Origin of the sequence: Glaciimonas sp. CA11.2 (assembly GCF_034314045.1) — a bacterium.
In the GTDB taxonomy this organism is placed as follows: domain Bacteria; phylum Pseudomonadota; class Gammaproteobacteria; order Burkholderiales; family Burkholderiaceae_D; genus Glaciimonas.
Window position 1 is genome coordinate 2,031,506 of record NZ_JAVIWL010000001.1, and the last position, 24,872, is coordinate 2,056,377.

Annotated in this window: 23 protein-coding genes; 20 read left to right on the plus strand and 3 right to left on the minus strand. The window is 49.9% G+C overall.

The features are described from left to right. The first annotated feature begins 241 nt into the window (after window positions 1-241). The 10 genes from mreC (at window position 242) to RGU75_RS08735 (ending at window position 11,066) form a co-directional block, all read left to right on the plus strand. On the plus strand, window positions 242-1,294 hold the full coding sequence (gene mreC, locus RGU75_RS08690; protein ID WP_322234954.1) for a rod shape-determining protein MreC: 1,053 nt from the start codon (window positions 242-244) through the stop codon (window positions 1,292-1,294). Beyond that, window positions 1,291-1,803, plus strand: coding sequence for a rod shape-determining protein MreD (mreD, locus tag RGU75_RS08695; RefSeq protein WP_322234957.1), 513 nt, complete (start codon window positions 1,291-1,293; stop codon window positions 1,801-1,803). The genes mreC and mreD overlap by 4 nt, the downstream gene beginning before the upstream one ends. Before the next feature lie 68 nt (window positions 1,804-1,871). Beyond that, a complete protein-coding gene (gene mrdA / locus RGU75_RS08700; RefSeq protein ID WP_322234959.1) occupies window positions 1,872-3,854 on the plus strand; it encodes a penicillin-binding protein 2 in 1,983 nt (660 codons plus the stop codon). A 105-nt stretch (window positions 3,855-3,959) separates the two neighbouring features. Further along, window positions 3,960-5,072 (plus strand): rod shape-determining protein RodA, encoded by a 1,113-nt coding sequence (gene rodA, locus RGU75_RS08705; RefSeq protein ID WP_322234961.1) that lies wholly within the window; start codon window positions 3,960-3,962, stop codon window positions 5,070-5,072. 250 nt (window positions 5,073-5,322) lie between these two features. Continuing rightward, entirely contained in the window at window positions 5,323-6,423 is a 1,101-nt protein-coding gene (locus RGU75_RS08710; protein ID WP_322234963.1) for a septal ring lytic transglycosylase RlpA family protein, read from the plus strand. A 284-nt stretch (window positions 6,424-6,707) separates the two neighbouring features. Beyond that, on the plus strand, window positions 6,708-7,553 hold the full coding sequence (gene phnC, locus RGU75_RS08715; protein ID WP_416186858.1) for a phosphonate ABC transporter ATP-binding protein: 846 nt from the start codon (window positions 6,708-6,710) through the stop codon (window positions 7,551-7,553). A gap of 167 nt (window positions 7,554-7,720) precedes the next feature. Next, on the plus strand, window positions 7,721-8,698 hold the full coding sequence (gene phnD, locus RGU75_RS08720; protein ID WP_322234967.1) for a phosphonate ABC transporter substrate-binding protein: 978 nt from the start codon (window positions 7,721-7,723) through the stop codon (window positions 8,696-8,698). Window positions 8,699-8,745: 47 nt separating this feature from the next. Further along, complete coding sequence (phnE, locus tag RGU75_RS08725; protein ID WP_416186859.1) at window positions 8,746-9,519, plus strand: phosphonate ABC transporter, permease protein PhnE; 774 nt, start codon at window positions 8,746-8,748, stop codon at window positions 9,517-9,519. Window positions 9,520-9,673: 154 nt separating this feature from the next. After that, on the plus strand, window positions 9,674-10,135 hold the full coding sequence (locus RGU75_RS08730; protein ID WP_322234972.1) for a GNAT family N-acetyltransferase: 462 nt from the start codon (window positions 9,674-9,676) through the stop codon (window positions 10,133-10,135). Window positions 10,136-10,217: 82 nt separating this feature from the next. Beyond that, window positions 10,218-11,066 carry a D-hexose-6-phosphate mutarotase gene (locus tag RGU75_RS08735; protein WP_322234975.1) on the plus strand — a complete coding sequence of 283 codons (849 nt, stop codon included), beginning with the start codon at window positions 10,218-10,220 and terminating at the stop codon, window positions 11,064-11,066. A gap of 52 nt (window positions 11,067-11,118) precedes the next feature. Here the strand turns inward: RGU75_RS08735 and phnN are convergent, their stop codons facing one another. Next, the gene (phnN, locus tag RGU75_RS08740) at window positions 11,119-12,477 is read right to left on the minus strand and encodes a phosphonate metabolism protein/1,5-bisphosphokinase (PRPP-forming) PhnN (RefSeq protein WP_322234976.1); all 1,359 of its coding nucleotides are present in this window, start codon (window positions 12,475-12,477) and stop codon (window positions 11,119-11,121) included. Between the two features lie 234 nt (window positions 12,478-12,711). Here phnN and phnG point away from each other — a divergent pair, with 234 nt between their 5' ends. From phnG to RGU75_RS08775, 7 genes are all read left to right on the plus strand, one after another. Further along, window positions 12,712-13,188, plus strand: coding sequence for a phosphonate C-P lyase system protein PhnG (gene phnG, locus RGU75_RS08745; protein ID WP_322234978.1), 477 nt, complete (start codon window positions 12,712-12,714; stop codon window positions 13,186-13,188). Beyond that, window positions 13,185-13,805 (plus strand): phosphonate C-P lyase system protein PhnH, encoded by a 621-nt coding sequence (gene phnH, locus RGU75_RS08750; protein ID WP_322234980.1) that lies wholly within the window; start codon window positions 13,185-13,187, stop codon window positions 13,803-13,805. The genes phnG and phnH overlap by 4 nt, the downstream gene beginning before the upstream one ends. A 39-nt stretch (window positions 13,806-13,844) precedes the next feature. Continuing rightward, window positions 13,845-15,059, plus strand: coding sequence for a carbon-phosphorus lyase complex subunit PhnI (locus tag RGU75_RS08755; RefSeq protein ID WP_322234982.1), 1,215 nt, complete (start codon window positions 13,845-13,847; stop codon window positions 15,057-15,059). Further along, on the plus strand, window positions 15,059-15,991 hold the full coding sequence (locus RGU75_RS08760; RefSeq protein WP_322240354.1) for an alpha-D-ribose 1-methylphosphonate 5-phosphate C-P-lyase PhnJ: 933 nt from the start codon (window positions 15,059-15,061) through the stop codon (window positions 15,989-15,991). Before RGU75_RS08755 ends, RGU75_RS08760 begins: the two co-directional genes overlap by 1 nt. Continuing rightward, window positions 15,988-16,776, plus strand: coding sequence for a phosphonate C-P lyase system protein PhnK (phnK, locus tag RGU75_RS08765; RefSeq protein ID WP_322234985.1), 789 nt, complete (start codon window positions 15,988-15,990; stop codon window positions 16,774-16,776). Before RGU75_RS08760 ends, phnK begins: the two co-directional genes overlap by 4 nt. Before the next feature lie 55 nt (window positions 16,777-16,831). Then, the gene (gene phnL / locus RGU75_RS08770) at window positions 16,832-17,563 is read left to right on the plus strand and encodes a phosphonate C-P lyase system protein PhnL (RefSeq protein ID WP_322234987.1); all 732 of its coding nucleotides are present in this window, start codon (window positions 16,832-16,834) and stop codon (window positions 17,561-17,563) included. 328 nt (window positions 17,564-17,891) lie between these two features. Continuing rightward, complete coding sequence (locus tag RGU75_RS08775; protein ID WP_322234990.1) at window positions 17,892-19,025, plus strand: alpha-D-ribose 1-methylphosphonate 5-triphosphate diphosphatase; 1,134 nt, start codon at window positions 17,892-17,894, stop codon at window positions 19,023-19,025. 31 nt (window positions 19,026-19,056) lie between these two features. Here RGU75_RS08775 and fmt read toward each other — a convergent pair whose 3' ends face one another. Both fmt and def read right to left on the minus strand, forming a co-directional pair. Continuing rightward, window positions 19,057-20,019 (minus strand): methionyl-tRNA formyltransferase, encoded by a 963-nt coding sequence (gene fmt, locus RGU75_RS08780; protein WP_322234992.1) that lies wholly within the window; start codon window positions 20,017-20,019, stop codon window positions 19,057-19,059. A gap of 399 nt (window positions 20,020-20,418) precedes the next feature. Beyond that, window positions 20,419-20,943 carry a peptide deformylase gene (def, locus tag RGU75_RS08785; protein ID WP_322234995.1) on the minus strand — a complete coding sequence of 175 codons (525 nt, stop codon included), beginning with the start codon at window positions 20,941-20,943 and terminating at the stop codon, window positions 20,419-20,421. 341 nt (window positions 20,944-21,284) lie between these two features. Between def and RGU75_RS08790 the strand changes: the two genes are divergently transcribed. From RGU75_RS08790 to RGU75_RS08800, 3 genes are all read left to right on the plus strand, one after another. Then, a complete protein-coding gene (locus RGU75_RS08790; RefSeq protein ID WP_322234997.1) occupies window positions 21,285-22,358 on the plus strand; it encodes a LysM peptidoglycan-binding domain-containing protein in 1,074 nt (357 codons plus the stop codon). Between the two features lie 138 nt (window positions 22,359-22,496). Beyond that, window positions 22,497-23,669, plus strand: coding sequence for a DNA-processing protein DprA (gene dprA, locus RGU75_RS08795; RefSeq protein WP_322240356.1), 1,173 nt, complete (start codon window positions 22,497-22,499; stop codon window positions 23,667-23,669). A 383-nt stretch (window positions 23,670-24,052) separates the two neighbouring features. After that, window positions 24,053-24,532 (plus strand): DUF494 domain-containing protein, encoded by a 480-nt coding sequence (locus RGU75_RS08800; protein ID WP_322234999.1) that lies wholly within the window; start codon window positions 24,053-24,055, stop codon window positions 24,530-24,532. The last annotated feature ends 340 nt before the right edge of the window (window positions 24,533-24,872 follow it).

A 24,872-nucleotide genomic window follows, 5' to 3' on the forward strand; every position in this document is an offset into this window, starting at 1 on the left:
CCATATCTTCATGCTTCGGCTTTCGATTTAAGGCAGTGCAACGATGGCTGAGACGGTTTTTTCCGGACTCGGCCCTTCGTGTCGATGGGCGAACAGCCACGGTGCTCCGTGGTCGTCCTTGATTATTTGGGGTGATTTTCGGTGATCCGCAGTTGTTTGCGGCTCGCTTGATACTCTCGTCAGGCGATCATTTTTAGTGCATTTTTCTTCAATTTAGTCACCAATAACCTGTTTGCCATCAATGGAATACAGCCCGCCTCCCCTCTTTAAGCAAGGTGCTTCGGCACGCGGAAAGGCGATTGTTTGTACGTTGCTGGCGCTCACGCTGCTGATCGTCGACGCGCGTTTGCATGCGCTCGTCCTTCTGCGACAGGCAGTCAGTACCGTGCTTTATCCGGTCCAGGCCGTAGCGCTCATGCCGCGTGATGCTACCTATCGGATGATCGATTATTTCTCGACATTGTCGTCGGTAGAAAAAGAAAACCGAGAATTGCGTACCGTACAGGCATCGCGTGCGCAGCAATTGCAACAAGCGCAATTGCTGGCAGTAGAAAATGTTCAGTTGCGTAAGTTGTTGGGTGCGCAACAACAACTGGCAGTGAAATCGGTAATGAGTGAAATTCTTTATGACGCGCGTGATCCCTTTACGCGCAAGGTCGTGGTTGATCGTGGCTCCCAGCAGGGCGTTCTTACCGGACAGCCGGTCATTGACGACGCGGGCATTGTTGGGCAGGTCACTCGCGTATTTCCTTTTACCTCTGAAATCACATTGTTAACTGATAAAGATCAGGCTATTCCGGTGCAGGTTTTACGGAATGGTTTGCGAAGTGTCGCGTATGGTCGCGGTCAATCCGGATTTCTCGATTTGCGTTTTATGGCGGCCAATGCAGATGTCAAAAAAGACGATGTATTGGTGACCTCGGGCATCGACGGCGTGTATCCGCCCGGCTTGACCGTCGCGAAAGTGGTTTTGGTTGAAAATAAATCTGCCGATGCATTTGCACATATCGTCTGCGCACCTGCGGCCGGGATTGACCGCCACAGACAACTACTGATTTTGCTGGTTGATCCAAAACCGGCACCGCGCCCGGATGATATTGTCAAACCGAGTAGTGGAAAAGTCGATACGCTGAGCAAGCGCCGCTTGACTGACAGCCCTAGAGAAAAAGCGCAAGAAGCAGCAAACGCGGCGAGTGAAGCCGACAAAGAAGCGAACAAAGATGCGATGAAGAATGCCGCCCGCGATGCGAAGGCCGAGCTTGCGCGAAAAAAATTGCAGGAACGTAGCCGATGAGTCGCCCACACTATATTTTATTGCCTGCTAATCCGCTTTTTATCGGGATGACGTTACTGCTGGCTTTTTTTCTGAACCTGATGCCTTGGGGCCAGTTGCCGGGTGTGCCTGATTTTGTTGCATTGGTATTGGTGTTCTGGAGCATTCATCAGCCACGCAAGATCGGCATCGTTATCGCGTTCTGCATGGGATTGCTGGTTGATGTGCATGATGCAACGCTGTTGGGGCAAAATGCATTGGCGTACACACTACTTTCGTATTTCGCAATCATGATCCATCGGCGCGTATTATGGTTTTCGCCATTGGGTCAGGCTCTCCACATATTACCGTTACTCTTGTTGACGCAAGCGGTGCAACTCGTTTTGCGTCTGATTATCAGTGGCAAATTTCCCGGCTGGTTGTTTTTTACGGAAAGCCTGGTCAGCATGCTTTTATGGCCATTGCTTAGCTGGATGTTATTGGCACCGCAACGACGTGCCATCAATCGTGATGATAATCGACCGATCTAATTATGCGACATCGCTTTGGGCGACGCCGGTCGCTCTTCTCTGCGCCAGAATCTCACGGTGCAAACCTCATGACAGAATTTAAGAATACGGAACGCGAGCTACATAACTTCCGGATGCGGATCACCGCTGCGGTGGTATTCGTGTTGTTTTGTTTTTCCCTCTTGGTGGCGCGATTTGTCTGGCTGCAAATTATTCGTCATGACGTTTACGCAGCGCAAGCCGAGGAAAATCGCATTTCGTTAGTTCCTATCGTTCCCAATCGCGGACTGATTCTGGATCGTAACGGTGTCGTGCTGGCGCGCAATTATTCTGCGTACACGCTTGAAATCACGCGCTCCAAAATCAACGGTAAACTTGAAGATGTGATTGATGATTTGTCCAAGTTAATCGACATTGAGCCGAAGGATCGGCGGCGATTCAAAAAATTGATGGATGATTCAAAAAGCTTTGCCAGCTTGCCTATTCGCACGCGATTGACTGACGAAGAAGTGGCAAAGTTTACGGTACAACGTTATCGCTTCCCCGGCGTTGATGTTCAGGCGCGCTTATTCCGTGAATATCCACTCGGCGACGTCGCCGCGCACGTGATCGGCTATATCGGACGCATCAGTCAAAATGACGCCAAAGCAATCGATGAAGGCGACGATGCGGCTAATTACAAAGGTACCGATTATATTGGCAAGGAAGGCCTTGAAAAGAGTTACGAAAGCCAGCTTCACGGCACCACCGGTTACGAAGAAATCGAGATATCAGCGAGTGGGCGTGCCGTGCGAACTTTATCGCGTACGTCGGCCATACCCGGCAAAAATCTGATTCTTTCCATTGATATTGAATTGCAAAAAATCGTGCAGAAAGCCTTTGGTGATCATCGTGGTGCGCTGGTGGCAATTAACCCTGCAACGGGCGACATTCTTGCCTATGTGTCGCAACCAAGTTACGATTTGAATCTGTTTGTCGATGGCATTGATCAGCAAAGCTGGAACGAACTACTCAATTCTCCAGACCATCCGCTCATCAACCGGCCAATGAATGGTGCGTATCCTCCGGGTTCTACCTACAAGCCATTTATGGCCTTGGCCGGGCTTGAACTAGGGAAGCGTACACCACAGCAAACAATCAGAGACATGGGATTTTTCATGCTCGGAGGTCATCGTTTCCGCGATGATAAGGTGGGTGGCCATGGCGTGGTTGATATGTATAAGGCGATTGTTGAATCCTGCGATACGTATTTCTATATGCTAGCCAACGATTTGGGTGTCGATGCGATTCACGATTTTATGAAGCCGTTTGGTTTCGGACAGATCACAGGGATCGATCTCGAACATGAGCGCAAGGGATTGCTACCATCGACCGCATGGAAACGGTCGGCCTTTAAAACTGCTGCGCGTCAGAAATGGCAAGGCGGGGATACTGTTTCTCTGGGAATTGGTCAGGGTTTCAACACCTTTACACCGCTGCAGATTGCGCATGCGACGGCTACGCTGGTGAACGATGGCATTGTCATGAAGCCGCATCTGGTAAAAATTATTGAAGATGGCGTGACGCATCAGCACACGGTGACGGTGCCAAAAGAGAGTTTTAGAATTCCGTTAAAGCAGGAAAATATCGATTTTATTAAGCGTGCGATGGTGGGTGTGACGCACGAAGGTACAGCAGCGCGGGTTTTTGCCGGTGCTGGCTATGAATCAGGTGGCAAAACCGGTACCGCGCAGGTATTTACGATCAAGCAAAACGAAAAATACAATCAGCATGCCGTCGGTGAGCGCTTCCGTGATCATGCGTTGTACACCGCTTTTGCGCCGGCAGATAAACCGACGATTGCCATCGCCGTCATTGTCGAAAACGGCGGTTTCGGTGCGGCGGCGGCGGCGCCAATCGCACGTAAGGCATTAGATTACTATTTGCTGGGAAAACGGCCTGAAGACAAAGATAAGCCGAGTGTCCTCATGCCAGGATTAGACGAATCGGCTCCGGTCACCGAAAGCAAGCCTGATGCTGGCGATGTGGATATGTATAAACCGGGCGCTGAAACGCAGGGTAATCGAGAGTAGATGTCTTTAGCTTAAATGGCGATGTGACTGAAGTTTTGCTTTGTTATGTTGATGCTTACATTTAATGTAACTATTTGATCTCAGTAGTTTAATTAGAACTGAACAATGAATTTGTCCCCAAAAAATTCCTGGTGGCGTCAGATTAGATCGCATGTTGCGATCTTTGATGGCCCGTTGTCGCTGATCATTTTTTTGATTTTGTCGGTTGGAATCGTGACGTTATATTCTGCCGGAATTGACTTTCCAGGACGCGTGGAAGATCAATTGCGAAATATTTTGGTGGCGTTCGTCGTGATGTGGATCGCGGCCAGCATACCGCCGCAAACCTTGATGCGATTTTCGGTCCCCATTTATACCGTTGGTGTTGCATTATTAATTGCGGTAGCGATGTTCGGCATGGTCAAAAAAGGCGCACGTCGTTGGATAAATTTCGGTGTCGTGATTCAACCTTCCGAGATTATGAAAATCGCCATGCCGCTGATGCTGGCGTGGTATTTTCAGAAGCGCGAAGGCATGATTTCCTGGCGCGACTATCTGGTTGCCGGACTGTTGCTGGTAGTGCCGGTCGGTTTGATCATTCGCCAACCGGATCTGGGAACGGGGACGTTGGTACTCGCCGCTGGGTTTTATGTTATCTTTTTGGCAGGCTTGAGCTGGCGTGTACTGGTCGGTTTGGTGATTGCCGTGCTGGCTAGTTTGCCGGTAGTCTGGACCGTGTTGCATGACTATCAACGCCAGCGTGTGATGATGTTGATTGATCCGACCTCTGATCCGCTCGGCAAAGGATTTCATATTATTCAGTCAACTATTGCTGTGGGTTCCGGCGGCATCTTCGGCAAAGGCTGGCTTAAAGGCACGCAGTCGCATCTCGAATTTATCCCCGAGCGGACCACCGATTTTATTTTTGCAGTGTTCTCAGAAGAGTTCGGATTAATTGGAAACGGGATTTTACTATTTCTCTATGTATTGCTGATCGCACGGGGGCTCATGATTGCAGCCAATGCGCCGACCATGTTCACGCGTTTGCTGGCGGGCTCGATCACGATGATTTTCTTTACCTATGCGTTTGTTAATATGGGGATGGTCAGTGGTATTCTTCCCGTAGTTGGCGTACCACTTCCTTTTATGAGTTACGGCGGCACGGCCTTGGTAACACTCGGACTGGGCGCCGGAATTTTGATGAGTATTCAACGGCATCGCAAATTAATTCAGACGTAACGATTGTTGATTGAAATATCTATCTTTTTGCGATGCTGCACTGCACTGCTTATCCAGTTTTACTGTTTATGAAAACATAAATCGATCCAGTAGTTTCGTTAAGTCTTACCTTTTTAGTCCTTTGTGGACTTGTCATTTAAATCATAATTTGGGTTGCCGGGCTAGTCTTTATATACGTTATCAGCCTCACGAATTGCTGCGATATTAAGTCGGGACCGATCAGATTCATCCGATTGACTAGGAAAACGTCATGATATTTCGCAACGTTATCTCCCATCACCTCAACCGCTTTATCGACTTACGCCGAATAATAAGCGCGTTAGTGCCGCTGTTGATCGTGGCGGGTTGTAGCACTGCGCCGCCAGCACCGGATGGCCGCTCGGCCCCCGCGACCCAAGCCAAGTCATCCTCACGCAGTGCATCTGGTGCGCCGGTGATGCCCGCCGCTGGCTCCGGTCGCGGCGGCTACTACAAGGATGACGGTCCCGGCGATAATATCCCGGACGGTTTGCAGAACGTCGCCGATGCCGTCCCCAAGATTGAACCGTATTCTCGTACCGGAAATAAGCCTTATGTCGTATTTGGGAAAACTTATACGCCTTTAATTGATGAAAAACCGTTCACCCAGCGCGGCATTGGTAGTTGGTACGGGAAGAAATTTCACAAACAACGCACCTCTTCTGGCGAGCCGTACGATATGTACAAAATGACAGCGGCGCATCCCACGTTGCCGATTCCTTCCTACGCACGCGTGACAAACCTGAAAAACGGTAAACAAGTGGTTGTCCGCATTAATGATCGTGGACCTTTTCACTCTACCCGCATTATTGATTTGTCTTACACGGCAGCGCTGAGATTGGGTTATTTGGGCACTGGTAGCGGCGAACTTGAAGTGGATCGACTGCTGCCTGCGGACATTCTTGCGATGAATAAAACGGCAAGTACAACGGTGACGGAAGCAGTCGAAGCGCCTACAGCAATGGCGGTAACGGCCCCGACCGTGGATAGCATAGCGTTGGAATTAACGCCCCCCCAACTTACGGTACCAAGTCAAAGCATCGATAGCGTGGTTGTCAACAAACGGCCAACCGAGAGCCAAGGCGACAGCAATGCCGCCGCGCAAGGGTATTATTTGCAGCTTGGTGCGTTCTCCTGGAAACCCAATGCCGAACTGGAGCGGCAACGATTGTTGGAGAAGTTACCGGGGATCGTGAGCGCGCTGGATGATGTAGTCGTTGGCGGTATTTATCGCTTATATGCCGGACCGTACGCTAGTCGTCCGGCCGCGGAAGAAGCGGCAGCACTAGTACGGCAACGTGCTTCGGTAGTTGCGATCATCGTATTGAGGTAGTTTTCATTCGTTTCATTGTTGCTTAATTTCGAAGTCAAGTATCCCAAATTCAGTCAGGGATTGATTCGATAGTTTTTTCCCTTCTCTCAAATTTCAGTGCTTTGCAAGCATGCATCGCACCTGCGGAAACGGCTTTCATCGCCTAAACCTGTCCCAAGTCATCAAAACGTCATGCAAATTTCATACGCATGACATATTTGTTCGCGATACTTCGTCCACTCATGCTGCGCATACTTTTGATGCTGCGTTCCCTCTTTGTACACCACAGATTGGTATTAAAAATGATGCTTGAAATTAACGGCTTATCGAAAACATTCCGCGGCGGATTTAAGGCGTTGAATCAGGTCAGCTTGTCTTTTAAGTCCGGAGAAATGGTGGCACTGATCGGTGCGTCAGGCTCAGGTAAGTCAACCTTACTGCGTCATCTGTCGGGTTTGATGGCCGCAGATGTCGACGGTGGTGAAGTCCATGTCGACGGGCAACCCGTGCAGCAGAATGGATTGATAAATCGGAACATTCGTGCGGTGCGCGCAAATATTGGATTTGTTTTTCAGCAATTTAATTTAGTCGGTCGTCTGCCAGTCCTCACTAACGTACTGACCGGCGGCTTATCACGCATGCCATTGTGGCGTAGTTGTTTCAAACTATTTACAGCAGAAGAAAAAGCGTTGGGGATGGCGGCGTTGGCACGGGTCGGTATTTCGGATCATGCGTATAAGCGGGCATCGGCCTTGTCAGGCGGTCAGCAACAACGCGCTGCAATCGCTCGCACGATCGTGCAAAAGGCGCGCATTGTGCTTGCGGACGAGCCGATCGCCTCGCTTGATCCTGAATCTGCACGTCGTGTGATGCAAACATTGGCGGACCTTAATCGTGAGGATGGGACGACCGTCATTGTGTCCCTGCACCAAGTCGATGTTGCACTACGCTTTTGTGCACGTACAGTGGCGCTAAACAAAGGTCGCGTGGTATATGACGGCCCATCCAGCGCGTTGACTGAACAAATGTTGCGCGACTTATATGGTACTGAAGCAGAAGATATTTTAGGCGGATCGAACACCTTAACGCGCCCGAGGATTGATGTCCCGACTATGTTTGATACAGTACGAGTTCGGGTCGCGTCGGCCTGAAAATTAACAATAAAATGCAATATTTTTTCAATACGCATTGGACTGGTTACTACCAAAAGTCAGCCAATGCTGACTAGCAATTAGATACTAATCAGCATGCGCTGACACCTGATCAAGCCATAAAAATTCTCCCACATTTATATTTAATTTTCCTTCAAGGTACTGACATGCTTAAGAAATTTATCTCCACTGTTGCCATGGCTGTTGCGGTATTCGCAACGGGTGTCGTACACGCTCAAGATGCAGAAAAGTCGATCAATTTCGGTATTATCTCCACTGAGTCTTCGAAAAATCTTAAGCAGGATTGGCAACCCGTTTTGGATGAAATGAGTAAGAGGATTGGCATGAAAGTGAATGCCTTCTTTGCTTCTGATTACGCTGGTGTGATCGAAGGCATGCGATTCGGCAAAGTTCAATTGGCATGGTTTGGAAATAAATCAGCGATGGAAGCGGTTGATCGCGCCGGTGGTGAGGTGTTTGCGCATGTAGTCAATCCCGATGGCTCTGCAGGTTATTACAGCATGGTCGGCGTATCGAAAGATAGCCCGAATAAAAGCCTCGAAGATGTGTTGAAAAATGCAAAGACCCTCAACTTTGGTATCGGCGATCCAAACTCGACATCTGGTTTCCTGGTGCCGAGTTACTATATTTTTGCTAAAAATAATCTTGATTCGAAGACGGCATTCAAGACTATCCGTAGCGCAAATCATGAGTCCAATATTCTTGCTGTCGCCAATAAGCAAGTCGATGCTGCGGTATTTGCGTCCGACACGTTGGATCGTATTACTGCCCGTCAGCCAGAGACAGCCAGCAAAGTGCGCATCATCTGGAAATCTCCGCTGATTGCCGCTGATCCTTTGGTATGGCGCAAAGATTTGCCGACGGCAACTAAAACCAAAATCAAGGATTTCTTTCTGAACTATGGCAAGACAGGCCCGAATGCCGCGCAGGAAAAAGCGCAATTGGAAAAATTGCAGTTCAGCGGCTTCAACGATTCCAGTGATGCACAGTTGAATCCGGTACGGCAGCTTGAGTTGTTTAAAGATAAAAATAAAATTGAAGCAGATACGAGTTTGAACGTTGATGAAAAGAAAGCCAAGCTGGACGATATCAACCGCAAATTGACCGAATTGGCAAAAGCGTAAAAATGACGACGTTAGCGCCAACGAAAGTGCATAAACCCAGCGCCAACATGCCGCTGCCAGTGCCGCCAAAGCAGTCTATTGCACGCACCTTATTTTGGGGCGTGCTGGTGGCGATCTTACTGGCGTCCTGGAAGGGTGCGGATATGCGCCCACTGGAGTTGTTGCGAGACGGTGGCAATATGGGCGTGTATGCAGCGAGCTTTTTTCCACCAGATTTCCATGACTGGAGAATCTATCTGGAAGAGATGCTGGTCACCATTCAAATCGCAGTATGGGGCACGGCTCTCGCTATCGTGTGCGCTGTTCCGTGTGGCTTGCTGGCATCGTCGAATATTGCACCGCCATGGGTCACGCAGCCTGTGCGCCGTTTGATGGACGCGGCACGGGCGATTAACGAAATGGTGTTCGCCATGTTGTTTGTGGTCGCGGTTGGACTAGGGCCATTTGCGGGCGTGCTGGCATTATTTGTCGCCACGACCGGAACGTTATCAAAATTGTTTTCAGAAGCGGTTGAAGCCATTGACCCGCAACCAGTTGAAGGCATCCGCGCCACTGGTGCACACGCACTGGAAGAAATCGTGTTCGGTGTATTACCGCAGGTAATGCCGCTGTGGATCTCATACGTACTATATCGTTTCGAAGCGAACGTGCGCTCCGCGACGGTCGTCGGCATGGTCGGCGCGGGCGGTATCGGCGTGATCTTGTGGGAAGTTATTCGTAGTTTTGAATATGCCCAAACTTGTGCTGTTCTATTAATGATCGTAGTGGCTGTGACGTTGATTGATCTGGCCTCTTCGCGCTTACGTAAATTGTTCATTTAGTTACCCGGATTGGTGGACTAAAAAGGTGAAGATTCTGAATCGACACCGAGGCGGCAACAAACTGTTATTCTGGAGGGCGAAAATTACTATTCGCCCTTTTTTTTCCTCCGCTCGCGTTTTTCCGCAAAATATGAATACACCCTCCAGCGCTAGTATGCCTTCTTCCCATAATTTCATGATACGGCTTGCAACGGTTGACGATGCTGCGACACTGGTTGCACTGTTGGCCGAAATGGACGAACCTTCCGGAGAGCAAGTGCGATTGAATATCGATGGCGCGCGTGACATCGTGGCGCAGATGGCGTCTTATCCCAACTTCCGCGTGTTCCTGATCTTTGCTGATGGTGTGGCTGTCGGTACCTTTAGCCTGTTGATCTTTTGCAGTCTTGCGCATGATGGCAGTGAGCAAGCCATACTGGATGCGGTCGTCATTAGTCGTCAATGTCGCGGCGAGGGAATCGGTAGCGTGATGCTGGAACATGCCTGCAAAATAGCGGCTGACGCTGGTTGCTACAAAATCGCGTTATCATCGAATCTTAAACGTTTGGATGCCCATCGCTTTTATGAAACCTATGGTTTTCAGCAACATGGAATTAGTTTTTCGTTGCCGTTATAGAGGTTTTTATTCTTAGTCGAAATTAAAGGAAGATGCGCGCCATACGTTCAGATCAGCAACAAAAATCGTAAAGGGGCATCACTTGCCAACTGATTTAATTACCGTTGTGTCCGGCGATGGCGCAGAGGTTTCGGTGTCATTGCATGGTGGTCATATCTGTTCCTGGCGTACTGCTGACGGCATCGAACGGCTGTTCTTGAGCCCACTGACAAAGTGGGATGGACACACGGCGATTCGCGGTGGAATACCAGTAATATTTCCCCAGTTTGGGAATCGGGGATCACTGCAAAAGCACGGTTTTGCGCGCACCGAACAGTGGACCTTGGTCGCATCCGAGGTCGGCGAAAATGGCGATGGATTGCTGCATCTCACTTTGTCCGATTCAACCGAATCAAGGCTGCAATTTCCCTATCATTTCAAGCTGGATTTGCATATTACCTTTTCTGGCGCATCGCTTGATATAGCGTTATTGGTGACGAATACGGGCCAACAGGCTTTTAGCTTTACATGCGCGTTGCACACCTATTTAGCGGCAGAAGTTGAGCAAGTGGCGATCAACGGCATAGGTGGTTTACGGCGTGAAAATAGTGTGCCTGATAGTCCCCTGAATGTCGATGCCGATGGCATTTTGCGTATTAATTCAGAAGTGGATAGTATTTTCTTCGAGGCTGGCGCGCCAGTGACGTTGGTCACCAATAATGCGATGGTGACGATGCAGCAAAACGGCTTTGCAGATGCTGTGGTGTGGAATCCATGGATCGAAGTGAGTAAAAGTATTCCCGATCTTCAGGATGATGCATATAAACATTTTGTTTGTATCGAATCGGCCGCCATAGAAAAGCCACTAACCCTCGCCGCCGGTGCGCAATGGGACGGACATCAGCAACTCACAGCCTGCGCGCCATCTATCATGACTTCCTCTGAAAAGTAGTGACGGTTAGATTGATTGATGACTTTCGGACGAACGTCATCCTGGCAGCAAATTAGCGTGCACTAGAAAAAATATCCGCTAGTTGGCGTCCCGCAATTTCGATCGGTCCGCTGTTGTCGATATACGTGACATCGTCGTCTTCTTTAGCAGTGAATGCCGCACTCCGTAACAAACGGCACGCTAATGCCGATCCGGATTCACGCTGTCTATTTTCAATACGTTTTCTGATGAGTTCAGGATCGGCAATAATCCAGATAACTTTCGCCTGTGGGAATAATCCTCGTAATTGGGTGATGTATTCACGCGATCCATTGACGATCACGTCTCGCCCCGTTTTCAAGTCTGCTTCAATACCTCTGCGGATTCCATAGTATGTGTCGTTAGCTTGCCAGGTCATGCTGAAGCAGTCTTCTTTTTCCGCTTGCAAAAATTCGTCCGCGGTCATCGTTTCATGTGCTTCGCTAACGTGGGCAGGACGCGTGATACTGCGTCTGGCGAAAATCGACCTGGTATCGTCCGGCATTTGCGTCTGGACCCATTGCAGCAGTGCGTCTTTGCCGACTCCCGAGGGACCAACAACAAAAAATAAGCGGCCCTCCGCGGGTAAATCAAGTGAATTTGTATGATGAGAAGGCGCAGATTTCAAAAAAAGAAAATGCTTCCAAACCGTCATCGCCGCACCGGGTGAAGACTCCTTGAAAATAGTCAAACCATCGATCATCAATGGCGTCGTTAGCGCATTGGTGTGAGTGGAAAAACAGCTCTCTGCGGCGTCGCGGATTACCGCTACAGTCTCGCTATTTTGCGATGCTAAGGCATCGGTCAGCGTCATGTGAAATCGATATTCCTCTTCCGTATATTGATATCCCCATCGTGCGAGCAAGGCTTCCTGGCGCGCACTTAATGCAACTTTCCTACGCTTGGATAATTCTGCCGCAGTCGGTTTCGCTCTGAGCAGATCGAAGTAGCGCACGCAGCGCATAGCGAGGGCGCTAATTAATTCCTTGCTAGCGGGATCTGGCGTTTGCAATGCCAGAAAAGCGCCAAGAAAATGCACGCCGACGTCTTTGACCTCAAACGAAATTTGCGTATCAGAAAAGGACTGCGCCATGCTCACAAGATGCTCTTCCGAAAAGCCTTTTGCTAACCGAAATGGCGCTTTTAAAGTCGCATGGAATCCATAACGACGCGCATCCGTCGTCATTTGATGTAATGCGGCCGTTGATACATTGTCGATGCTCGGTTGCGTGCAAGATATGTCGGTTGCGGCATCACGGCCCAACCAATGGCTGCCTGCAGTCCACCAACTGACGTTGTGGACAGGTGCGAAATAGAGAGCGTATCTGGCAGGAAAGCTGCCATCGACAATGTCACTATCAATGCTTGCAGCAATGCGTCCGGTGTTTGTCATAGAAATTAGCGCGTCAGATACGCGAAAGTAAGCAGGTTCACAGGTCAATACAAAACTGTACCGAACGAAAGAATATTATGCCGTGCAGAAAATATACATCGCCTATCCTGATAGTTTAGGCTTCAATTGTTACCGCGTTTTGACAGGATGACACAACTATATCCGTCATCAATTAATATATATTCCGCGGTGCAATGTCATCAAGCTTTAACATTACGATGTTCCAATGTCTGGATGGAATCTCAAACAATTACTTCAGCGCACTCAGCCCGTGCGTCCTGGATGTCGTTATTGGCTAAAGCGCCAGGCCCTGTTTTAATTGAAGCGGTAAGTCAATATACGCGACAACACGGCTTGCTTCCTTCCTATATCTGGTTGCGCCGTCCGGAGATTGGATTAGCAATGGTGCGCGCACGCACGGGAGGGACCGGCCAGCAATTCAATTTGGGTGAAATGTCTCTTACGCGTTGCGCATTACGCTTGTCTTCTGGTCAGATGGGCGTTTCTTACGTTGCGGGACGCGACGCGCAACATGCTGAATGGGCGGCGCTATTTGACGCCCTGATGCAAGGCGATGCTGCCGGCCAAGTTGAGCAAATGGTCTTGTCCCCAATCCGGCAGGCGCTGGCCGCACAACGTGCTTTAACCGAATCCCGTGCCGCTGTTACGAAAGTCGATTTTATGACGATGGTCCGTGGAGAGAATGAATGAGTGCAGTTTTTGAAGCCACACTATTACCGGCGTGGAACGATCCTGTGCACGATGCACAATCCACCTTTCGGGCAGTCCTTAAAGCGTTGTCTGAGCCAGGTTCGATACAAACCGTTGTGGCCGATATTCCATTTCCTGCACCGCTATTTCTTTCGACCACCGCGCTTTGTCTGGCACTTGCAGACGTTGACACTGCGATGTGGCTAGACGTTGGTGCCAACAGCGCCGCGCTTAACGCTTATTTGCGTTTTCATTGTGGTTGCCGGTTGGTGGAAGATGGAAAGTTGGCGACCTTTGCCGTTATGACTGATCCTCTCCAATTGGCCGGTGTAAACGCGTTGGAAAAATTCGCAATCGGCACCATGGAGTATCCAGATCGTTCGACCACGCTATTTGTTCAGGTACCCAGTTTGATTGATGGCCCGCAACGGTCTTTGTTTGGGCCCGGAATCGCACATCAACGCGTTATCAACGTTGCCGGTCTGCCTGAAAATTTTGATGCAATATGGCAAAAAAATATTGATCAGTTTCCCCTTGGTATTGATCTCATATTTTGTCATGGTTCTCAGATGATGGGTCTTCCGCGCACGACCAATATTGCCAACTGGAAGCCGTGATCGGCCCCATAAATCACGCAGGTTGATGGAGTATTAATTATGTATGTTGCAGTCAAAGGTGGCGAAAAAGCCATCGAAGAATCCTATCTGGCGTTAGCCCGCACTCGCCGTGGAGATCCTGCGCTGCCGGAGCTCACGGTTGCACAAATACGTGAGCAAATGCCGCTGGCCGTCGCACGTGTAATGACCGAAGGATCGTTGTATGACCGTGATCTGGCGGCACTGGCGATCAAACAGGCTAGTGGCGATTTGATGGAAGCCATTTTTCTGTTACGTGCCTATCGCACGACCTTGCCGCGACTACTATCCACGGTTCCGCTGGATACCGCAAAGATGGTGATTGAACGACGTATTTCAGGGACATTTAAAGATGTTCCAGGTGGCCAGATATTAGGCGCGACCTACGACTACACTCAGCGCTTGTTAGACTTTTCACTGGCTGCTGAATCGACTTTGCAGGTTGTAGTCGAGACATTGCCGCCATCAGATAGCATCTGCGATGGCAACCCAGAGAACACGGCTACCATGCCGCGTGTACTGGACTTTTTAAATGCCGAAGGTTTGATTGAGCAAGAACATATTCCTGAAGGCGACCCAGCACCCGGAGACTTAACGCGAGACCCATTAGCGTTTCCGGCGCAGCGCGATATCAGGCTGCAAAATCTGGCGCGTGCGGACGAAGGGTTCGTCCTGTCAATGGCTTACTCTACGCAACGTGGCTATGCCAACAGCCATCCGTTCGCCGGAGAAATACGTCATGGAAAAGTGAACGTGGAAGTGATCCCGGAAGAGCTTGGTTTTGCGATCGATATCGGCGACATTGAAATCACTGAATGCCAGATGGTGAATCAGTTTGCCGGTTCACACACCGAGGCAGCACGATTCACACGAGGTTATGGATTAACGTTCGGCTACAACGAGCGTAAGGTGATTGCAATGGGATTGATGGACAGGACTTTACGCTGTCAGGAACTGGGCGAAGAGGCCAACTCACCGGGGCAAATGGCTGAATTTGTGCTCTACCACTCGGACAATGTTGAAGCCTCGGGATTTTTGCAACATTTGAAATTACCGCACTATGTTGACTTTCAGGCCGAGCTTAATTTGATTCGTGCGTTACGCCGGCAGAGCGCTGATGCAGCCGATGCAGCGGATGCAGCAACGATGCCCAATCACAGCGCGAGTCTCTCGGAAGTTGAAGACGACTTGTCCGATACGGAAGCATCAAGTTTTGATGTGCAGAAAGCAGCATGATGGAATCTATTATTAATCAGCCAACGCAATCCCAGGCTTCAACCCAGCCGGAGGCGGGTTACAACTTTGCCTATCTGGATGAGCAAACCAAGCGCATGATTCGCCGCGCCATTTTAAAGGCGGTCGCTATTCCTGGTTATCAGGTGCCGTTCGGTGGACGTGAAATGCCGCTGCCATATGGTTGGGGAACGGGCGGTATTCAAGTCACCGCTGCGGTGATCGGGCAAAGTGATGTGTTAAAGGTGATTGATCAGGGTTCCGACGATACCACCAATGCGGTCAATATCCGCCGCTTTTTTCGTCGCACGACCGGCGTCGCCACGACGGAACGCACGACCGAAGCAACGTTGATTCAAACGCGGCATCGGATACCGGAAACACCGTTATCGCCCGGCCAGATCATGGTCTATCAGGTGCCGATTCCCGAGCCGTTACGTTGGCTGGAACCAAGTGAACAACAGACGCGTAAATTACACGCGATGGCTGATTACGGCCTGATGAGCGTGGAGTTGTACGAAGATATTGCGCGTATGGGTAAAATTGCGACGGCTTATGATTATCCGGTAGTGGTGAATAATCGCTACATGATGCGGCCCTCGCCGATACCCAAATTTGACAATCCAAAATTGCATCAGAGTCCCGCTTTGCAATTATTCGGTGCGGGCCGTGAAAAGCGTATTTACGCTGTTCCTCCTTACACCTCTGTCAAAAGTCTAGACTTTGAAGACTATCCGTTTGAAATTGAAAGCTGGGATCAATGCTGCAGTTTATGCGCCGCTGAAGATAGTTTTCTCGACGAGATTATCGTCGACGATCACGGCGCACGGATGTACGTTTGCAGCGATACCGATTATTGCCAACAGCGTGTGTTAGCGGAAGAAAATAGGCTGTCGCCCACGCCGCATCCATCAGCGATAGAGTGTCAATCATGAATAGCCAAACTCTTTCATCGCCGCTTTTAGAAGCCAAGAATTTGACGCACCGTTTCGGTACTTTCTCTGCATGCGATAACATTGATTTGCAGCTGTATCCTGGCGAAGTGCTGGGTATTGTGGGTGAATCTGGCTCTGGAAAAAGCACGCTGCTAAATTGTTTGGCAGGTCATCTGGCGCCGAGTGAAGGACGTGTATTGTTTTCGACCCGCCACGAGGGCGTCGTCGATCTGTATCAAATTAGCGAAGCACGTCGTCGGTTGTTGTCGCGCACCGATTGGGGTTTCGTGCATCAAAGCGCGCGGGATGGCTTGCGTGCCAATGTATCTGCGGGCGCGAATGTCGGCGAGCGTCTGATGGCAATTGGTTCACGGCATTACGGCGATATTCGGCAAGAGGCATTGCATTGGCTGGATCGGGTTGAAATCGATGCCAATCGGATCGATGATTTGCCCCGTCATTTCTCCGGTGGCATGCAGCAACGATTGCAAATTGCCCGCAATCTGGTGACCAAACCGCGGTTGATTTTTATGGACGAGCCGACGGCTAGTCTGGATGTTTCGGTGCAGGCGCGACTGTTGGATCTGTTGCGCCAACTGGTGTCGCAATTACATGTCGCTGCGGTGATTGTCACGCACGATCTGGCAGTTGCCAGATTGCTAGCGCATCGATTGATGGTGATGCGTCAGGGACGCGTTGTGGAACAAGGTTTGACTGATCAGGTCCTCGACGATCCACAGCATCCTTACACGCAGTTGCTGGTCTCATCCGTATTGCAAGCTTAGACGGTTGCAGGCTTAAACAATTGCGAACTCAAAAAATATGATGGACGAAAATAGTATGCATTCTTTAAGACGTATCGAAGCAAGGCAGCTTTCAAAAGCGTTTGTATTGCATCTGCAAGGCGGTTTGCACATGCCGATTTTTTCCGATGTGGATATGGATGTCGATGCCGGTGAATGTGTGGTGATTCATGCGCCGTCGGGTGCAGGAAAAAGTACATTGTTGCGCTGCCTGTATGCGAACTATCGCGCTAGCAGCGGAAGTGTCAAAATTCGGCACACGCTGGAAGACGGCGCGGACGCTGATTGGGTTGATTTAGCCACAGCGTCGCCGCAACAGATTCACGCCGTACGCAAAACTACGTTAGGCTTTGTCACCCAGTTCTTACGCGTCATCCCGCGTATCAGCACGCTCGATTTGGTTGCCGAGCCGTTGATCGTTAAGGGTGTCGAGGTTGATGAGGCTAAGGATCAGGCGAAGGCCTGGCTGTCACGTCTGAAGATTCCGGCGCGGTTATGGCAAGTGCCGCCGGCGACATTTTCAGGTGGTGAACAGCAACGCGTAAATATTGCGCGTACCCTGATTAGTGACTTTCCGATATTGTTGCTGGACGAACCGACGGCATCGCTCGATGAAGGGAATCGTGATACGGTGATCGCCATGATTCAAGAAGCGTGTGATCGTGGGACTGCAGTGGTGGGGATTTTCCACGATGAGTATGTGCGTCGTGCATTGGCGACGCGTCTATTTCCGCTGGCGGCGATCCAATCAGTCGAATTGGCAACTTAACATGATGAATAGAGTCTCAGATAGAGTCTGACACAAAATCTGATGCAAAGCCTGATACAAAACCTGAGATACATTTAAAATTCATCAGCGACGCTCCCAATAGCCAGTTGCCAGTGCGTTGTATGCGCAAATATTTGTCGGTTCTTATAACGTTATTATTTTAGGAAATCTCTGATTAAGTAGAGTAAGTTCTGAGCAAGCGTTACGAGCGGTTCAGGTTTTAGGCTGGAAGCAATCGTACGCATGTACGAAAAGCATCATAGACCTGAAATTGGATCCCCCAGTAGCTTAATCAGCACTTCCTTAGCTTTGTTGGCTTACGATCACTATGACCATACTCTCCGCCATAAAAAATGCGCGCATCGTTACGGCGCAAGAACATTTTATCGGTAACCTTTCGGTTGCCGCAGACACCATCGCCAACGTTGCCATTGGCAACTCTCAGGTGGGCGAGGATTGGGAGGGTGATTATCTGATCCCTGGAATGGTCGAACTGCATACCGATAATCTCGAAAAACATTTGATGCCGCGTCCAAAAGTGAACTGGCCAATCCTGCCAGCCATTCTGGCGCATGATGCACAAATTGCGGCCGCTGGTATCACGACCGTACTAGACGCATTGGGCGTTGGTGATATCGATCCGGAAAGCGTGCGTAGCACGATGCTCGCAATGTGTGTTTTAAATATTCAGCGTGCACGCGAAAAAGGTCTTTTGCGGGTAGAGCACTTTTTGCATTTGCGGCTTGAACTGGCAGAAGAAAATCTGCTTACAATGTTTTTGCCGTTCTTGAACGATCCGTCTTTAAAGCTCGTGTCTCTAATGGATCACACGCCCGGACAGCGGCAGTGGACCGACCTCAGTCACTACCGTATCTATACCACTGGAAAACGGGGATGGAGCAACGAAAAAGTAGATTCAATGCTGGAGAACATGCTTGAGCGCCAGGTGCGCTATGCAGACGATAATCGTCGCCGTATCGTCGAGAGTTGTAATGCGATCGGCAAGCCGATGGCGACGCACGACGACACTACCGTTGCGCACGTGACTGAAGGCGTTGCTGAAGGCATCAAGATTTGTGAATTTCCTACGTCCCTGATTGCTGCGCAAACTGCACGGCAAAACGGTTTGGGTACCATCATGGGCGCGCCGAATGTGGTACGAGGCGGTTCGCATTCAGGGAACATCTCGGCGGCCGAATTGGCGCGCGCTGATTTACTCGATGTATTGTCGTCGGATTACGTGCCAGCGAGCTTGTTGCATGCAGCATTTCTGCTACAAAAAGAAGGGTTCAGTTTGCCAAAGTCGATCAACACCGTCTCGCGCAATCCGGCCCGTATGATTGGCTTCGATGATCGCGGCGAGATTGCGCCCGGTTTGCGTGCAGACTTTTTGCGGGTTCGCGTGGTCGATGATATTCCCGTGATTTTGCAAGTGTGGAAGTCGGGGCAGCGGGCGATCTGATCGACGGAATTGCCGGGTATGTACCTTCCGGTTAATCAAACGCCCCATCAGCCATTGGAAATGCGCGTATAAAGTCGTTCGCCGGCAAGCGTTTCCCGCCAGGTTTTTGCAGTACGGTGAGCCGCAATGCATTCGCACCACAAGCAACGATGACACCATTTTGCGGATCGGCGCTGATTACTTGCCCTGCGCTATACTGATTGTTTAGGTTGCTGTCGAGAACGACTTCGGCATCCCATATTTTTAATGTCACGCCTCCGAAAGTGGCAAACGCCCCGGGGAAGGGATTAAACGCACGAATTTTTCTATCCAAACTATCTGCTGGCAAATTGAAGTCTACAGCCGCCTCTTCTTTGGTAATCTTTGCCGCGTAGGTCACGCCAACGTCCGGTTGCGGTGTCGCCGGTAGTTCATTTTTCTCCAGCTTGCCAATTGCCTCCACAATCATTCTGGCACCGAGCACCGCCAACTTATCGTGCAGACTACCGGTGGTGTCGCGATCGCCAATCGGCACGTGTTCAATCAACATCATCGGACCGGTATCCAGACCTTGCTCCATTTGCATGATGGTCACGCCGGTTTCTGTGTCACCGGATTCAATGGCCCGATGTATCGGAGCCGCACCGCGCCAGCGCGGCAAGAGTGAACCATGAATGTTAATACATCCATGGGGCGGTATCTTCAGAACGCTGAGAGGCAAAATGAGGCCATAAGCGGCGACTACCATCACGTCATGCGGCGTGGCCTTTAATAACGTGTGCGCGTCTTGTGCGATGTCGGGATATTTTCCATCCAATCGCAACGAGACCGGCTGTGCGACGGGTATATCATGCGCGAGCGCAAACGCCTTCACTGCGGAGGCATGCAATTGCATACCGCGGCCAGCAGGGCGATCAGGCTGTGTGAGTACGAGCGTGATCTCATGCCCTGCGTCGTGAAGGGCTTTTAAGGCAACGGCGGCGAATTCAGGAGTTCCGGCAAAGATTATTTTCATACCAGGATTTTATTACGGATGAGTTTGTTTTGCTGCTTATGAATGCTATTCACTATTTGTTTTTAGCAAAAGCGACAAGATAGTCGTCATGCAATGGTGATGCATCACACACCATAGATGACAGCAGCTTGATCAAATTGGAATGATAAGGAATATTTAACACGGAAGGTTTGACACGGATGCATTGGCCCCGCAAGTGGTGAGGTGCGTTGCAGGCGACCGAATCGGTCTTGATGGTATGGTCGCCAGAAACGGCTGATAGTGAGTTTATCTTTTTTAGCATTGTTTTAGCTAAAAAAATTGCCTGCATGAGTGCTAAATGCAGGCAATTTATAGAGGCTTAAAGCGGAGGCTTAACGCTTAACAATTATCGCTTAAGTATTCACCCATACTTTCTTGTTAGCGATATTGCTTTTCCCGCTTCAGTTCTCGTTCTTCTTTAAGCATCTTTGCTTTGATGCGGTTGCGCTTTAACGGCGACAGATATTCGACAAACATCTTCCCTTTAAGATGGTCCATTTCATGTTGAATACAGACCGCAAGCAGACCTTCAGCGTCAACTTCAAATGGTTTTCCATCAGCATCCAATGCGCGCACTTTGATGCGCGCTGGACGTTCGACGCCGTCGTATATTCCCGGCACTGAGAGGCATCCCTCGTCGTAGATTTGCTTTTCTTCGCTGGCCCAGAGAATTTCCGGGTTAATAAAAACGCGCAGTTCTTTACCCGTGTCGGAGGTATCAATCACCAACAGTTGCTCATGGACATCGACTTGGGACGCCGCCAAACCAACGCCGGGAGCCTCGTACATTGTCTCGGCCATGTCGGCAATTAAGCGCTTAAGACGGGCGTCAAAAACGGTGATCGGCCGAGCAATTTTTTGCAGGCGGGCATCGGGGTAACGCAAGATATTTAATAGAGACATACGGTTCTGGACGACAATAAGGCGATTCGAAAATGGTTTATCACTTGCTAGTTTCAGCGTTTATAGGCAAAATTTGATGCGCTTTGGCAAACATTTTTACAACTATTGTGGGTGTGTACAGCAGTATTTTACGCGGCAAACCATGCAATTGCATTTTGTTAGTCAATTCCAGTTTAACGCATTGATAGTCCGCAAATCACCTTACTCACCTGGCCGACCAATTCGCTGGCTCTACGTAGCAGCTGCGTTGACCATTAAGGGTGGGGAAAAAGGTGGTTGGAAAGGTGCGTATTGATGCACTAAGGATGCGCTAACTTAACGCCACATTTACCGGAAACAACATGAAAAAGTTTAGCACAGCTGCACTCCTTCTCGCTTTTGTAGCTGGCATTGGTATTTTGCCAATCTCCCAAGCGCAAACGACGGCAAAGGCGCGCTGTGCGTTTTTGCCCAATGCACCAGATCAGCATGTCGTCGTGCGTGGCGATACGCTGTGGGGAATTTCGGGGCATTTTTTGCAGAATGCGTGGTGCTGGCCGCAAGTGTGGGGAATGAACCGAGAGCAAATTCGAAATCCTCATTGGATTTATCCTGGACAGATCGTTTATTTTGACCGCGCGGCGGGTCGACTGCGACTCGGCACGCCAACTGGCGGCACGTCTGGCACGATTAAGTTGTCGCCACAAATTCGGGTAGAAGGTCTGGGAAGCGAAGCGATCTCTGCGATTCCGGCGGAGGAAATCGCGCCGTTTCTTTCGCAGCCGTTGATCATTGAAGAGGACGGATTAAATAACGCTCCGCATATTGTTGCCGTACAGGAAGGTCATGTAAATTTGGGCCGTAATGATCTCGCTTACGTGCGTGGCGATCTTAAGGGCGGTACCTCATTCCAGGCTTTCCGTCCCGGCAAACCCTTGAAAGATCCGGTCACTGGCAAGGTCATCGCCTATGAGGCAGTATATTTAGGCACGTTGAAACTGGAGCGTGCAGGCAAAGCAGAAAATGAAGCGGATACCTTCCGCATCGTTGAGTCGAAGGAAGAGATGAGCGTCGGAGATCGTTTGGTGGCAGTGCCGATTACCGCCATTTTGAACTACGTACCGCACCCACCTTTGGTTGACGTCAATGCGCGCATTGTCTCGATTTACGGTGGGGTTGCCAATGCAGGTCAGAACCAGATTGTCACCATCAATAAGGGTGCAGAAGACAACATGGAGGTTGGCAATGTGTTGCAGTTATACCGATTTGGTAAAACCATCGCCGATCCTTTAGATGGAAAAAAAGCTGTGAAACTTCCCGATGAGCAATACGGCACGTTATTTATCTTCAGAATATTTAGGCATATTTCTTACGGATTGATCATGCAAGTTCGCGATACAGTGGAGGTCGGCGATATTGCCAGATCACCAGAGTAGACGGGCTAAGTGTTGCAAACAGAAAATATCCTCAATATTAGTAACGATGCCGCTGTCATTGAAACGCCATTCACAGCGGCAAATACATTCTCCCAACCACCCGGCCAGCCAGGGGTTGCTCAATCGGTGTTTCAACCGATGTTGGCGAGCGATCTTGCAGACTGGCTTAGGTTAGAGCAGACGGAGGGTGTCGGATCTTCCACCGCACGCCGTCTGATGGCTGCCTTCGGCCTGCCAGCCAATATTTTTTCCAGCTCGCTAACCGCTCTCCAAAACGTTGTCTCGCACAAAATTGCGTTGGCGCTGTTGGCACCGTTATCGGATTTGACTAAACAACGGATTGATTGTGCTTTGGAATGGGCGCAGCAGAAGGGCAACCGGATTCTGACGCTGGCCGATAACGACTATCCCGCGACGTTGCTTAATATTTCTGATCCGCCATTAGTTCTATACGTGAAAGGTCGGGTTGAATTGCTGGCGCGACCTTCACTGGCAGTAGTTGGTAGTCGCAATGCAACCGTGCAAGGCACCACTAATGCCGAGCGATTCTCTGAGACCCTGAGCCAGCGCGGACTGACGATTATTTCGGGTCTGGCGCTAGGCATCGACAGCGCTGCGCATGTCGGTGCGTTGCGCAACACGCGCCAAACCTTTGACGCGGGGAGCACAGTCGCGGTGATCGGGACCGGCGCGGATATCGTTTATCCGTCACGCAATCGCAGTCTGGCCCATGAGATTGCAGAATTTGGCTGTATTGTTAGTGAGTACCCGCTTGGCATGTCGGGTATTGCGGCTAACTTTCCGCGTCGGAACCGGATTATTTCAGGGCTGTCTGCCGGAGTTCTGGTGGTAGAAGCCGCCGCCCAGTCCGGTTCGTTGATCACCGCCCGAATGGCGGCGGAGCAGGGCAGAGACGTTTTTGCGATTCCCGGGTCAATTCATTCGCCGCTTTCTAAAGGTTGTCATCAGTTGATTAAGCAAGGAGCCAAGCTCGTTGAGTCAGCGCAGGATATCCTGGAGGAAATGGCATCCTTTGTATCGCCGGCGCGTCCAGCTTCTGCGGTCTCAAAGCAAGGTGAATTACTAGCGCAGCCATTATTGTTTTCTACGCCATCAGAAGATAGTGAGCATACGCGCTATGTTGATGATCCTTTGCTAGCCGCTCTCGGCTTTGATCCGGCGAGCATCGACATGTTGGCAGCGCGCAGTGGTATCGATATCGCACTATTAAGTGCGCAGCTATTGACGCTTGAGCTAGAGGGTTTGGTAGAGTTGCTTCCAGGCGGTGTTTATCGGCGCATCGGCCAATAGAAACAATTTTACTGCTGGTCGCGCATCTTGATATCAATCCGCTTGGGTCTCGCGTGAATTTTGGCGTAGATTCAAGCTTAGATTTCAGCGAATTTTTTTACCGCCAGTTACACATGTCAGAATGACACTTTCGGCAGAATGCGTTAAATCCTGCGATACTGGTATAAAGGTATCTATAAATTATGGGTAAATCACCTTATTTGGGCGTTTAATCGATTGTAAAGACCGCAATTTTGCGATAATTGTCTAGGATTTTCGCAAAAATGCCCCAATTGGGTTGTATCCTGGCAATCCACGCGGCCCAACCTCTCCTCGCTGATTGCTGTTTTTGCAAATAGTTTTAGCAACTTGTTTTAGTCCAATCTTAGCGATACAGTAGAACCATGTTTGAAGTCCTAGTTTACCTATATGAAACATATTACCGTCCCGATGCCTGCCCGGAACCTGAGGCCTTGGTCAGGAAACTGACGGCAATTGGTTTTGAAGATGATGAAATTACCAAAGCGCTTGGCTGGCTGACTGATCTGGCTGTAAGTAATCACTCTTACGCTGACCGCTATCCTCAGCAAACTGCATTTTCATTTGGCATGCGGATATACGCGCCGCAAGAAATGGACGCACTTGGCACAGAAGCAATAGGCTTCGTTCAGTTCCTTGAGTCAGCTAAGATGCTCAATCCGGTACAGCGCGAAATCGTCATCGAACGTGCTTTAGCCGCAGGGGAATCGCTAATATCACTCGATAAGCTTAAAGTAATCGTGTTGATGGTGTTGTGGAGCCAAGGCAAAGAGCCGGACGGATTGATGTTTGATGAGTTGTTTCTTGACGACGATGAAGACCCGGAACCGCGCCTGTTGCATTAGAATTGGCAGCGCAGGCTTCTTCGACCATTAATTGTAAGCAACGGCAGCGCTTGCCGGGCTTGCGATATTCCCAATAACCCGCTTATCATTGGCCGCTTAATCACTGCCGTATTCTATGTTGGCTGTTATAGTGTGCGAGAGTTGCCTTTTGGTAAGCTAATAACTCCTTTCGATAACGCTGTATTTCGCAGTTGTTTGGACCGAGTTGTTCCGACCCAGCTGTTTCAATCCGGCCGATTCAACCCAATTGTTTTAGCCCGGTCGTACCAACGTAGCAATGATTAAGTTCTGCATTTCACCGACTAGTTAAACGAGTATTTAGCTGTAACATGCGCCAACT

Coding starts and splice junctions, on each gene's coding strand:
- mreC (WP_322234954.1), top strand. CDS start 242: ATGGAATACAGCCCGCCTCCCCTCTTTAAGCAAGGTGCTTCGGCACGC.
- mreD (WP_322234957.1), top strand. CDS start 1,291: ATGAGTCGCCCACACTATATTTTATTGCCTGCTAATCCGCTTTTTATC.
- mrdA (WP_322234959.1), top strand. CDS start 1,872: ATGACAGAATTTAAGAATACGGAACGCGAGCTACATAACTTCCGGATG.
- rodA (WP_322234961.1), top strand. CDS start 3,960: ATGAATTTGTCCCCAAAAAATTCCTGGTGGCGTCAGATTAGATCGCAT.
- RGU75_RS08710 (WP_322234963.1), top strand. CDS start 5,323: ATGATATTTCGCAACGTTATCTCCCATCACCTCAACCGCTTTATCGAC.
- phnC (WP_416186858.1), top strand. CDS start 6,708: ATGCTTGAAATTAACGGCTTATCGAAAACATTCCGCGGCGGATTTAAG.
- phnD (WP_322234967.1), top strand. CDS start 7,721: ATGCTTAAGAAATTTATCTCCACTGTTGCCATGGCTGTTGCGGTATTC.
- phnE (WP_416186859.1), top strand. CDS start 8,746: ATGCCGCTGCCAGTGCCGCCAAAGCAGTCTATTGCACGCACCTTATTT.
- RGU75_RS08730 (WP_322234972.1), top strand. CDS start 9,674: ATGCCTTCTTCCCATAATTTCATGATACGGCTTGCAACGGTTGACGAT.
- phnN (WP_322234976.1), bottom strand. CDS start 12,477: ATGACAAACACCGGACGCATTGCTGCAAGCATTGATAGTGACATTGTC.
- phnG (WP_322234978.1), top strand. CDS start 12,712: ATGGAATCTCAAACAATTACTTCAGCGCACTCAGCCCGTGCGTCCTGG.
- phnH (WP_322234980.1), top strand. CDS start 13,185: ATGAGTGCAGTTTTTGAAGCCACACTATTACCGGCGTGGAACGATCCT.
- RGU75_RS08755 (WP_322234982.1), top strand. CDS start 13,845: ATGTATGTTGCAGTCAAAGGTGGCGAAAAAGCCATCGAAGAATCCTAT.
- RGU75_RS08760 (WP_322240354.1), top strand. CDS start 15,059: ATGGAATCTATTATTAATCAGCCAACGCAATCCCAGGCTTCAACCCAG.
- phnK (WP_322234985.1), top strand. CDS start 15,988: ATGAATAGCCAAACTCTTTCATCGCCGCTTTTAGAAGCCAAGAATTTG.
- phnL (WP_322234987.1), top strand. CDS start 16,832: ATGCATTCTTTAAGACGTATCGAAGCAAGGCAGCTTTCAAAAGCGTTT.
- RGU75_RS08775 (WP_322234990.1), top strand. CDS start 17,892: ATGACCATACTCTCCGCCATAAAAAATGCGCGCATCGTTACGGCGCAA.
- fmt (WP_322234992.1), bottom strand. CDS start 20,019: ATGAAAATAATCTTTGCCGGAACTCCTGAATTCGCCGCCGTTGCCTTA.
- def (WP_322234995.1), bottom strand. CDS start 20,943: ATGTCTCTATTAAATATCTTGCGTTACCCCGATGCCCGCCTGCAAAAA.
- RGU75_RS08790 (WP_322234997.1), top strand. CDS start 21,285: ATGAAAAAGTTTAGCACAGCTGCACTCCTTCTCGCTTTTGTAGCTGGC.
- dprA (WP_322240356.1), top strand. CDS start 22,497: ATGTTGGCGAGCGATCTTGCAGACTGGCTTAGGTTAGAGCAGACGGAG.
- RGU75_RS08800 (WP_322234999.1), top strand. CDS start 24,053: ATGTTTGAAGTCCTAGTTTACCTATATGAAACATATTACCGTCCCGAT.